This window comes from Streptodolium elevatio, from assembly GCF_053592165.1.
In genome coordinates this window covers 42,754-53,572 of the sequence record NZ_JBSFVE010000026.1, presented here as the reverse complement: position 1 = coordinate 53,572, position 10,819 = coordinate 42,754, and the positions used below count along the sequence as shown (strand labels likewise).

Annotated in this window: 7 protein-coding genes and 3 pseudogenes; 4 read left to right on the top strand and 6 right to left on the bottom strand. The window is 68.4% G+C overall.

The window, feature by feature from the left end; genetic code table 11:
- Window positions 1–41 precede the first annotated feature (41 nt).
- The 3 genes and pseudogenes from ACWD12_RS34475 to ACWD12_RS34465 all read left to right on the top strand — a co-directional run.
- Window positions 42–1,346: an ABC transporter substrate-binding protein gene (locus ACWD12_RS34475; protein ID WP_450102885.1), complete on the top strand. Its 1,305-nt coding sequence runs from the start codon at window positions 42–44 to the stop codon at window positions 1,344–1,346.
- 294 nt (window positions 1,347–1,640) lie between these two features.
- Complete coding sequence (locus ACWD12_RS34470; RefSeq protein ID WP_358362662.1) at window positions 1,641–2,456, top strand: SDR family NAD(P)-dependent oxidoreductase; 816 nt, start codon at window positions 1,641–1,643, stop codon at window positions 2,454–2,456.
- Between the two features lie 132 nt (window positions 2,457–2,588).
- A pseudogene (locus ACWD12_RS34465) lies at window positions 2,589–2,879 on the top strand (SDR family NAD(P)-dependent oxidoreductase); the annotation flags it as partial.
- A gap of 166 nt (window positions 2,880–3,045) precedes the next feature.
- Here ACWD12_RS34465 and ACWD12_RS34460 read toward each other — a convergent pair.
- The 4 genes and pseudogenes from ACWD12_RS34460 to ACWD12_RS34445 all read right to left on the bottom strand — a co-directional run bounded on the left by ACWD12_RS34460 (window position 3,046) and on the right by ACWD12_RS34445 (window position 7,019).
- Entirely contained in the window at window positions 3,046–3,309 is a 264-nt protein-coding gene (locus ACWD12_RS34460) for a hypothetical protein (RefSeq protein WP_450102884.1), read from the bottom strand.
- Window positions 3,310–3,397: 88 nt separating this feature from the next.
- Window positions 3,398–4,936, bottom strand: a pseudogene (locus tag ACWD12_RS34455) (glycoside hydrolase family 2 TIM barrel-domain containing protein); the annotation flags it as partial.
- A gap of 88 nt (window positions 4,937–5,024) precedes the next feature.
- Window positions 5,025–5,291, bottom strand: a pseudogene (locus ACWD12_RS34450) (sugar-binding domain-containing protein); the annotation flags it as partial.
- A 219-nt stretch (window positions 5,292–5,510) separates the two neighbouring features.
- Window positions 5,511–7,019 (bottom strand): glycoside hydrolase family 43 protein, encoded by a 1,509-nt coding sequence (locus tag ACWD12_RS34445; RefSeq protein WP_450102883.1) that lies wholly within the window; start codon window positions 7,017–7,019, stop codon window positions 5,511–5,513.
- Between the two features lie 447 nt (window positions 7,020–7,466).
- Between ACWD12_RS34445 and ACWD12_RS34440 the strand changes: the two genes are divergently transcribed.
- Window positions 7,467–8,639: a glycoside hydrolase family 1 protein gene (locus ACWD12_RS34440; RefSeq protein ID WP_450102882.1), complete on the top strand. Its 1,173-nt coding sequence runs from the start codon at window positions 7,467–7,469 to the stop codon at window positions 8,637–8,639.
- 64 nt (window positions 8,640–8,703) lie between these two features.
- On the opposite strand, the gene ACWD12_RS34435 is transcribed toward ACWD12_RS34440, so the two are convergent.
- Window positions 8,704–9,318 (bottom strand): aldose epimerase family protein, encoded by a 615-nt coding sequence (locus ACWD12_RS34435; protein ID WP_450102881.1) that lies wholly within the window; start codon window positions 9,316–9,318, stop codon window positions 8,704–8,706.
- 270 nt (window positions 9,319–9,588) lie between these two features.
- Entirely contained in the window at window positions 9,589–10,812 is a 1,224-nt protein-coding gene (gene galK, locus ACWD12_RS34430) for a galactokinase (protein WP_450102880.1), read from the bottom strand.
- Window positions 10,813–10,819: the final 7 nt, after the last annotated feature.

Genomic DNA, 10,819 nt, shown 5'->3' with positions numbered 1-10,819 from the left:
TAGGCCCCGCATCGCGCACCGATCAGAAAGGACCACCTCGTATGTTCGCACCGCAAAGTGCCAGAGGGCGCGCGGCGATCGTGCTCGCCGCGGCCGCCGCGCTGATCGTGACCGGCTGCACCGCCGAGAAGAAGGACGCGCCGCCGAGCGCCTCCGGCGGACCTGCCGCGCCGCCCGCACCCAAGATCGCGCCGGGCGTGACCGCGGACACCGTCAAGATCGGCATCACGTACCCGGACCTGGCCGGTGTCCGGCAGTTCGTCAACATCGACCATGGCGACTACGAGCTTGCATACAACACCCTCATCAAGAAGATCAACGACGCAGGGGGCATCAACGGCCGCAAGATCGTCCCGGTCTACGGCAAGGTCAACCTGATCTCGCCGGCCGCCGCGCAGGAGACCTGCATCAAGCTCACCCAGGACGAGAAGGTCTTTGCGGTCCTTGGCAGCTTCAACGGCGATGAGCCGCTGTGCTACGTGCAGACCAACAAGACCGCCGTCATCGGCGGGCAGCTCACCGCCAAGCGTTACGCCACCGCCCAAGCCCCCTGGTTCGCCTACTACCGGGGCGGAGACGAACTCGCCGACGGCCTGAGCCTAGTGGCGAAGAACAACGAGCTGGCAGGCAAAAAGGTCGCGGTCATATCCAACATCTACGATCAGGCGGTAATGAAGGACACCGTCGTCCCTGCCCTGCTAAAACTGGGGGTCACCCCGGTGGAGACCGCCGTCCTCGACGCCCCCGCGCAGGACCCGGCCGCTGTGGGCCAGCAGACCGGCGTGTTCATCCAGAAGTTCCAGGCATCCGGCGCGGACACAGTCGTCCTGGTGGGCAGCATCGCCGCGTCGTTCCCCCCGGTCCTGGAACAGACCAAGTACCGCCCACGGTTGCTCTTCACCGACGTGGGCCCGGCCATGGGCTACACCAACGACAAAGCCAAGCACGACTTCAGCACATTGACCGACGCAGCTGCGGTCGGCTTCAACGGGCAATGGGACGCGGGAGGTTCAGCGCCCTGCATCGCCGCCGTCGAAGCGGCGGCCCCGGACCTCAAGGGCAAGATCGGTGACCCCGCCCTGCTGCCGAGCGGCTCCCCGACCCCGGGAGCGTCCGTCGGTGCCGCGTGCCAGAACCTGAACCTGTTCAAGGCCATCGCCGACAAGGCCGGCAAGGACCTCAACTACGAGACCTTCCAGAACGCCGGGTTCACCCTCGGCTCGCTGCCGATACCGGGCTTCGCCGACGCCGCCACGTACACCCGCGAAACCCCGCACGGCAACTTGCCGCCACGGCTGTGGAAGTACGACCCCGCAACCCAGAAGTTCGTCGTCGTGACCGGTTGACCTCCAGGGTGCGGCAGTTCCGCTCGAACCGCCGCAGGCGGGACTGCCGCATCCTGGCGCGCGGGCGCGGCTGCGCCGACGGTGAGGGCAGGGAGAGCGAAGCGCCTTCGCGAACGCGAGGGTCTGGAAGAGGAATCCCGAGGCTGGACATTCTGTCTATTCATGAGCCATGGTGACTGGAGATTGACAAGCCTGCTGACCGGGTGAGGCCAGGCCCTGTGCCGAATCGAGGTCGGCCGATCATGCGCTCGGCATGGCACCAGCGCCCGGGAACCCCAAGAGGAGCAGCGCGATATGCAGAGGTTTGAAGGCCGCGTCGCGGTCGTCACCGGCGGTGCCAACGGCATCGGCCTCGGACTGGCAAAGCGGTTCCTGGCCGAAGGCATGCGCGTGGTCATCGCGGACAACGACGACGTGTCACTCAAGCGCGCCCAAGGAGAGCTCGAGGGCATCGGCGAGGTCCTGGGCGTCCGTACCGACGTCGCGGACGCCACCTCCGTCGCCGAGCTCCGGGACGCGGCGGTCGCCCGGTTCGGCGCGGTTCACGTGTTGTGCAACAACGCCGGGGTCGGCGGCCTCCAGCGGTTCGCCCGCACCACCTTGGCCACCTGGCAGTGGACACTCGGCGTCAACCTGCACGGCGTGGTCCACGGTTGCCACGCCTTCCTCCCGGTGCTCGCCGCCCAGGACGAGGCGCACATCGTCAACACCGCGTCGATGGCCGGGTTCGTCACCGGTCCCTACATGGGCCCGTACTTCGCGTCCAAGGCGGGCGTCGTCGCACTCTCGGAGTCGCTGGCCGCCGAATTCGCCACCGAGTACCCGCACATCGGCGTGTCGGTCCTGTGCCCCGCGTACACGGCCACCGACATCCGGCACGACGAACGCAACGCACCCGACGGCCACATCCCGCGCTCTCAGTCCGACCCCGACCTCGATGACCGCCGCGAGGCGACGTACCGCAACATCGAAGCGGGCATCTCCACCGCCGACACCGCCGAACTCGTCGTCCAGGCGATCACCGAGCGCCGGACGCACATCTTCCCCCACCCCGAATGGGTCGGCTACTTCCAACAGCGCGCCGCAGCCATCGCCGCCACGCTCGACTGACCCGACACGCAACCACAGCCGACGGCGGGCTGATGCGCGGAAGACAAGAGCAAGGAGAACGGACATGTTCGAACTGGACGGCAAGAGGGCACGGGTCACCGGGGCGGGCAAACGTCGGCGCGGGTATCGCGCGCCTTGGCACGCCAAGGGGCCGCGGTGGCGGCCAACGGCTACCAGGCCGACCGTGCCCGGCGCGTCGCGGACGAAATCACCGTGTCCGGCGGCCGGGCTCTGGCCGTTCCGTTCGATGTCGCCGAACTGTCCGCGGTCACCGACGGGTTCGCCGCGGCGGCCAGCGAGCTAGACCCCACCGACATTCTCGTCAGCAACGCCGGAACCGGCGGCCCGAACGAACGCATGCAGCAGCATCCGTTCCGCGACATGCCCACCGATTGCCGGCAGGCATCATCGACGTCAAGCTCATCGGTGTCCTCAACTGCTGCGTCGTGGCATGGGAGCCTCTCGTGGGGGCCGTTGTCCAGGCGGCGGGGCCACAGCCGGGTTGCAAGGTGGCATGGCCGTGGCCCGCCGCTGCTTCACTTGGCGCGGATGGTGAGCCTTGCCTCGTCGCAGCCGCCGGTTGTGGCGGTCACGGTGATTTTCGCCGGGGCCACTGGGGCGGATGACGGCGAGGGCGCGGCCTTCGTACGTGGTGTGCGTGTCCGCGGTGAACGGTTCGCGGGTCAGCGGGTTGGCGCTGCCGAGCCCTTGGAGGACGGCGGCCGGTGACCCGCACTGAGACCTGCCGGTCGCGGTCGCGGTAGACGTTGCCGTCGGCGTCGGTCAGAGTGAGCGTGACGTACGCGAGGTCGGTGTCGTCCGCGCGCAGCGTCGTGCGGTCGACGTCGGCCACGAGAGCGAGGGGTCCGGTGGCGGCCTTGCTCGACCCCGTCCTTGTAGGCCACCGCGGTCAGTTCGCCGGGATGGTAGGTGGTGTCGAACTCGGCGCGGAAGCGGTGGGCTTCCCCGGCGGGGGCCTTGCCGACGACTTCGCCGTTGCACAGTAGCTCGACCTCGTCGGCGTCGCTGTAGACCTCGACCTTCACCGGCGATCCGGCAGGGTGGTCCCAGGTCCAGCTCGACACCGTGTCCGTCCACGCCCACGGCCCGGAGACAGTCTCGCGTCCGTAGCCGGACGGGGGCTGCACCGCGATGTAGGGGGCGGTGCGCAGCCCGAAGACGATCTCCCGGTAGTACGAGGCCGGGCGCCGGTGGCCGGTGATGTCGATGTCCCCGGCCCGCGCGGTCAGCAGCAGGAACTGTGCGGGCGAGGTCTCGGGTGTGATCTGGTCGGCGTAGCCGACCATGCCGAGGCCCGGTTCGCCGAGGTAGTCCCAGCCGGTCCAGGTGAAGTCACCCAGCACGTGGCTGTTGTCCAGGACCAGGCGCCAATTGGTGTCGATCCTTTTTGCCACCGTCTCGCTGCCGACGATGATCCGGTTGGGGAACAGCTCGCGGTCCAGTTCGTACCGGGAGTCCGCGTAGTTCATGCCGGCCACGTCCAGGACAGCGAACGCCTCCGCGGTGCGGGTGGTGACCATTTCGGACGCGCTGACGGTGTTCACCGCGTCGTCCATGGCGGCCATCATCGCGTTGAGGTTCGCGTGCTGCGCACCGGCCGGCGCGCCGTCGTTGACCATGGCGACGACGTCGTTCAGGAACGGCAGCATGAGGTTGACGCCGTTGGTGACGTAGCGGGTGTCGTCCAGGGCGCGGACCTTCTCCGCGAGGCGTCGGGCCCATGCCGCCCCGGAGGGGTTGCCGAGTTCGAGGATCTCGTTGCCGATCGAGTACATGATGACGCTGGGGTGATTGGCGTCTTTGCGGACCATGGCCTCGAGGTCGCGTTCCCACCAGGTGGGGAAGTCCAGGCCGTAGTCGCCGTCGGTCTTGTTCTGCGTCCACATGTCGAATGCCTCGTCCATCACCAGCATGCCGAGGCGGTCGCAGGCATCGAGCATCGCCTTGCCGAGCGGGTTGTGGGCGCTGCGGATGGCGTTGAACCCGGCGTCCTTGAGCAGTTGCACGCGGCGTTCTTCCGCGCGGGCGATGGTGGCGGCGCCGATGACGCCGTTGTCGTGGTGGACGCACGCGCCGCGCAACTTGACCGGCTCGCCGTTGATCCGCAGTCCGTGGTCGACGTCCAGTCGCAGCGTGCGGATGCCGAAGACGGCCTGGTCCTGGTCGACGTCACCTGAACCGTCGCGCAGGGCAACGGTGGCTGTGTACAGGGTGGGGGTGTCGACGCTCCACAGTGCGGGACGCTTGACGTAGAGGCGCTGGCGGACCGTGGCCGGCTCTCCGGGGAAGACGGAGACGACGCTGCGGTCGGTGGCCGCAACGGCGCCCGCGGCGTCGCGGATCTCCGTGACGACGTCGACGGTCGTCCGGGTCGGGCCGTCGTGCTCGACGAGCGTGGTGACGAGGACGACGGCCTGGTCCGTGTCGACATCCGGGGTCGTGACCCGGACGCCGTCCAAGGCGTATGCGCGTCATATTGCCGACTGCCAGGTGCACGTCACGGTAAATCCCGGCGCCGCTGTACCAGCGCGAGTCGTGATGGGTGCGGCACTCGACGCGGACTTCGTTGTCCTCGCCGTAGCGTAGGAAGTTGTCCACGGGAACCACGAACGCCGAGTACCCGAAAGGTCGTTGCCCGGCGAACTCGTCGTTGATGTAGACCATCGCGCCGCGGTAGACGCCCTCGAACTCGATCGCGACCCGCTTGTCGCGGTAGTCCTCGGGCACGTGGAACGTTTTGCGGTACTCGTAGGCCCCTTCGGGAAAGAACCCCAAGGTCGCGGTGCCGCCGGGATTCCGCTCGCGAGCCAGCATCGCGTCGTGCGGGAGGGTGACCTCGACGTATGGGGCCGGAGGTCCCATGAACTCTGCGAACGGTCCCGACCTCGGCCGGACCTCCCAGCCCCGGTTGAAGGCACTGCGAATCATGCGCTTCCTTCCTGCGTGGCAAACGAAAGAGGCTCACCTCGGCAGCAGCTCGCCCGCCGCGCCATCGACGAGTCGATGGCGCGCGTCGGTGTCTGGCGTTTGCGGTCAGGTGATGCCTTCATAGGTGAACCAGTCGAAGGCGGCGGTGCCTTCGACGGCGTACATGCCGATCACGCGGCCGGTGAAGCCGGTGGCGACCTCGGTGGACAGGAACCGTCCGTCGAGGTTGGCCAGCGCGGCGAAGCCGTCTCCCGACTCGAAGCCGAGGGTGATCTCGTCGGGATTCCACAGGGCCGTTTCGGTGTCGGTGTCGATGCCCAGGACCACCGGCCCGTCGGGCTTCGGAGCCCGCGCGACGATGGACGCCAGCGGCCCGATCCGTGCGCGGACGATGATCTCCGCTGCGCGTACGGCCACTTCGTAGTGGAAGTGTTCGTCCATGCGGATGCTCAGTCCCGCCTCGGCGCAGCCGTCGGCGTCGACCAGGGCACGTGTCCGGCACCGATGGTGCTGTTGGCGGCGGCCGACGAAGACCGGTTCCTCATGGTCCATGGTCGCGGCAGTGCCGGTGACGGTGAGCCGGCCGGGACGCGAGGTGAGGGAGAGGGCGGCCTCTAGAGGGCGGCGGACGGTGAGCCAGCGCGGGTGCAGGGCGGTGGCGTCGAAGTCGTCGCGGACCAAAGGGCCGCCAGGTCCGGCTGGTGCGCCGGTTGCTGCGGGGGGTGCGGAGGTCAGGTGCGCGTCGACCGGGCCTATGATCGGCCAGCCGTCGTCGTCCCAGGTGACCGAGGTCAGGAAGGTCTCGCGACCGAGTACGTGGAATCCGGGCGTGAGACCACGGGGGCGTACGCCCAGCAGCACCATCCACCAGCTGCCGTCCGGGGCTTCGACCAGGTCGGCGTGGCCGGTGTTCTGGATGGGGTGGTCGGTGCTGCGGTGGGACAGGACCGGGTTCGCCGGGCAGGGTTCCCACGGGCCTTGCGGTGACGGTCCACGGGCGATGGACACCGCGTGCCCCCGCTCGGTACCGCCTTCGGCGAGGAGCAGATACCACCAGTCGCCACGGCGGAACAGGTGCGGCGCCTCCGGGAATTGCAGGCCCGTACCGGACCAGGTGGGATAGGGACCTTCGAGGATCTTGCCGGTGGCGTCGTCAATGCGGCACTGGTTGATCCCGGCGTAGGTGACCCAGCAGTTCCCCTCGTCATCCCAGGCGAGGTCCGGGTCGATGTTGTCGATGTCCACGGTTACCGGCTCCGACCACGGACCTGCCGGATCCTCCGCGGTCACGAAGAAGGTATGCATGCCGGCCATGGTGCTGTTCGTGGTGATGAGCCAGAACCGGCCGTCGTGATGGCGCAGCGTCGGAGCGCAAATGCCCAGCGACGACCAGCCGCGGGTGGCGGAGAGGTCGAGCTGGGAGCGGCGGTCGAGTGCGTTGCCGATCTGCGTCCAGTTCACCAGGTCGGTCGACCGGAAGACCGGGACGCCCGGGAAGTACGAGAAGGACGAGGCGGCGAGGAAGTACTCCGGGCCGACCCGGCACACGCTCGGATCAGGATAGAACCCCGGAATGACCGGGTTCATGGGACCGGTGGCCCGTTCTGACGGCATAGACAGGCTCCTGAAGGGTGGATCGAGCTCCCGGCCCTTTTTTAGTGTATTGACTAAACTATTAGCAAGAGGCGGAGCGCGGCGCCCCATGCCACGTTGGTGGCAGCGCGGCCCGAGCACCGACGATCGCCGCAGCCGTCGTCCACGAATGGGATGACGTCATCCTCGATCGCGGTCGGCGCCTGCTGTCGGCGTGAACCCATGCTCAATGGTTGCGCGTGCTACCTAGCATGGGTAGCCTGCCGTCAAGTAGCGCGCGCTATGCCGGCAACCGGCGCCGCGACCGGTTTCGCCGTACGCCGCTCGACCAGGGCTACGTGAACGTTTTCCGATGGGCCGCCGCGGCACTGGTCCTTGTGCTGCTGACGACGTTCCTCATCCCCCGCTCAAGCCGGTCACCCAGATGGAAGCCGGGCCGTCGGCGAACGACAAGGGAGACAACCGTCCATGACTCGAACGTTCCCGCGGGGCTTCCTCTGGGGTGCGTCGACCGCCGCGCACCAGATCGAGGGCAACAACATCAACAATGACTGGTGGCAGCTCGAACACGCCGCGGCGGACTACGGCGTGCAGTTCAGCGGCGACGCGCTCGACAGCTACCACCGGTACGAAGAAGACATGTCCCTGCTGGCCGAAGCGGGCCTGAGCGCCTACCGCTTCAGCATCGAGTGGTCGCGGATCGAACCAAGCCCCGGGAAGTTCTCGCGCGCCGAACTCGCCCACTACCGCCGCATGATCGAGACCGCGCGGCGGCTGGGGCTGACGCCGGTCGTCACTCTGCACCACTTCACCCACCCCCTTTGGTTCGGGGTCAACGGCGGGTGGCTCGCGGCCGACGCGACCGCGGTCTTCACCCGCTACGTGGAACAGGCGTGCAGCATCCTCGACGGCGTCGAATGGGTCTGCACGATCAACGAGCCCAACATCGTGGCGGTGAACCACGGCCAACTGCGCCGGGTGGCCGAGGGCAAGGAGTACCAGTTGATCGGTGCTCTCCCCGACGCCGAAATCGGCGAAGCCCTCATCGCCGCGCATCGCGCGGTAGCGCCGCTGGTCCGCCAACGGACCGGCGCGAAGGTCGGCTGGACGGTGGCCAACCAGGCCCTGGTGCCCGCGCCCGGGAGCGAGGCCAAGCACGCCGAAGTGCAGCGGCTGTGGGAGGACATGTACCTGGAACCGGCGCGTGACGACGATTTCGTCGGCGTGCAGTCCTACACCAGCCAACTGGTCGACGGCGACGGTGTCGTGCCGCATCCGGAGCACCCCGACAACACCTTGATGGGTTGGGCGTACCGGCCCGATGCCCTGGGGATCGCGCTGCGGCACACCCATGACGTCGTCGGTGACGTCCCGATCATCGTCAGCGAAAACGGCATCGCCACCGCCGACGACGCGCGGCGCATCGCGTACACGTCGGAGGCGCTGGCCGGCATGTACGACGCGATGCAGAGCGGCATCGACGTGCGTGGCTATCTGCACTGGAGTTTGCTGGACAACTTCGAATGGGGGCGCTGGGAGCCGACGTTCGGGCTCGTGGCGGTCGACCGGACGACGTTTGAACGGCACCCCAAGCCGAGCCTCGCATGGCTGGGAAGGACCGCCCAGGCGAACGCCATTTGAGCCGAGTAGGGGGCGCCGCCGGATATTTGGTGCCCCCTCCTGCGGCTGTGTCGCCATGCACCTACTACCGGGTGGGCAGATGGGTGAACCGGTATTGCGTGGACGAGCAGTGGGCCTGGCCTGGTCGCAGTACGGTCGAGGGGTATGCGGGCCGGTTCGGCGAGTCGGGAATCCGCTGGGTCTCCAGGCACACGGCTGCGTGTCGGCCGAAGGGGGCGCCGAGCGCGTTGGCAGTGTAGATCTGGAGCCCAGGTTCGGTCGTCCAAGTCTCCAGAACACGCCCGGACTCAGGGGCGTGCAGGAGCGCCGCGCGACGCAAGCCCACGCCGCCGCGCAGGACGAGGCAGTGGTCAAGGCCGTTCACCGCCGCGACTTGGGGATGGTCGGATCGCACGCGGTCGCCGAGCGAGACGGCGGCTGCCGGGCCTTCGGTGGCCGCGGGGGGCGTGAAGTCGAACGGTGTCCCTCGGACACCCGCCCGCTCGCCGTCGGCGAAGCCCACGCCTGCCCACACCCGCCGGTGGAAGCCGTCCATGCCACCGTGCAGCGTGTGCCCGCGATCATTGGTCGGCAGCTCATACGTAACGCCGTCGAGCACGAACCGCCCGTGCGCGATGCGGTTCGCGTAGCGGCCGACGACCGCGCCCAAGTACGCGTCGTCCGCCGCGTAGTCCGGCACGCGGGCAGACCGAGCACGACGTCCTCGTATCGTCCGGCGCGATCGGGTACCTGGCACTACTGAAGAATCGCCCCGTAGGACAGGACCGCCGCTTCAACTCCAGAGGACGGCGAGGTAATCGACCAGCGATGTACAGGAGTGCCATCTGGAGTGGTGCCGAAGGGTCCTGACGTACCGTCGGGGCAGTTGTGGGGAAGGTCTCGTACGTACGCGCGTTGCTCCCGACGGTGCCTGCCGGTTGCGCGGGAGATCCGCCTTGCTCCGGGCGGCTCATGCTGAGACCGCCGGACCGCTCGTCCCGGGCGCTTCCGTTGCCGGTCCGGTCGTTCGCTTGCCGAGCGGTACGCGGTGTGCGCCTTCGGTCGGTGTGACGGTGAAGACGGCAGGCTCCGCGAAGCGGTGGCGCTCGGCGGCCGATGTGACGGCACGTGCCACGAGAGCGCGTTGACCGACGTCGACGAGCGCGATGACCGAGCCTCCGAATCCGCCGCCGATCATGCGCGCCCCGTGGGCGCCCGCCGCGAGCGCCGCCTCGGCGGCCACGTCGAGTTCGGGTGCGCTCACCTCGTAGTCGTCCCGCAAGGAGCAATGCGACCGAGTGAGATACAGGCCGATGCCGCGCGGATCCTCGCCTCGTTCCAGGAGCGCCACTGCGTCGAGCACACGCGCGTTCTCGGTGACCACGTGTCGGACACGACGCGCGGTGACCGGGTCGAGGGTCGCGAAAGCACGCGGCAGGTCGTCCTCGGTGAGGTCGCGCAACGCCGGGACACCGAGTGCCGCACACGCTTGCGCGCAGCTACGGCGCCGCAGCGCGTACTCCCCGTCCACGAGTCGGTGGGGCGCGCGGGTGTCGATGACGACGAGTTCCAGACCGAACGAGCCCACGTCAAAAGGCACATGGCGCGTGGCCATGGTCCGGGTGTCAAGGAACAGCGCGTGCCGCGCACGTGAGAGCAGCGCGGCGGACTGGTCCATCACTCCGCACGGCATCCCGACGAAGTCGTTCTCGGCGGCTCTGGCCACATCCACCAAGGTCAATCGGTCGAGCCCGAGGTCGAGCAGGTCGTCGACCGCCGCCGCGACCGCGCACTCCAGGGCGGCCGACGAAGAGAGGCCGGCACCCTGTGGGACGGTGCCGTCGACGTGGATGTCCAACCCACCGACGGCCAGCCCACGCCTTCGCATCTCCCAGACCACACCCGCCGCGTACGCGGCGCCCCCGTGTACAGCGCCCGGTGCGAGGACGTCGAGCGGCACCACAGCCGGTTCGCCGCCGAGCTGCGACGAGGCGATGCGCAGCAACTGGTCGGACCTGCGTGCGACGCTTGCGGTGACGCCGAACGGAATCGCCGCAGGCAGCACGAAACCGTCGTTGTAGTCGGTGTGTTCGCCGATGACGTTGACGCGGCCGGGGGCATGCCAAGCCGCTTCGGCGGGGCGGCCGAAGAACTGTGCGAAGCCGGCTCCTGCTGTGATCGCATTGGCTGACATGGCGTCG

What these genes read in the sequence shown, in the direction of transcription:
- ACWD12_RS34475 (WP_450102885.1), top strand. Translation starts at nt 42, where the DNA reads ATGTTCGCACCGCAAAGTGCCAGAGGGCGCGCGGCGATCGTGCTCGCC.
- ACWD12_RS34470 (WP_358362662.1), top strand. Translation starts at nt 1,641, where the DNA reads ATGCAGAGGTTTGAAGGCCGCGTCGCGGTCGTCACCGGCGGTGCCAAC.
- ACWD12_RS34440 (WP_450102882.1), top strand. Translation starts at nt 7,467, where the DNA reads ATGACTCGAACGTTCCCGCGGGGCTTCCTCTGGGGTGCGTCGACCGCC.
- ACWD12_RS34445 (WP_450102883.1), bottom strand. Translation starts at nt 7,019, where the DNA reads ATGCCGTCAGAACGGGCCACCGGTCCCATGAACCCGGTCATTCCGGGG.
- galK (WP_450102880.1), bottom strand. Translation starts at nt 10,812, where the DNA reads ATGTCAGCCAATGCGATCACAGCAGGAGCCGGCTTCGCACAGTTCTTC.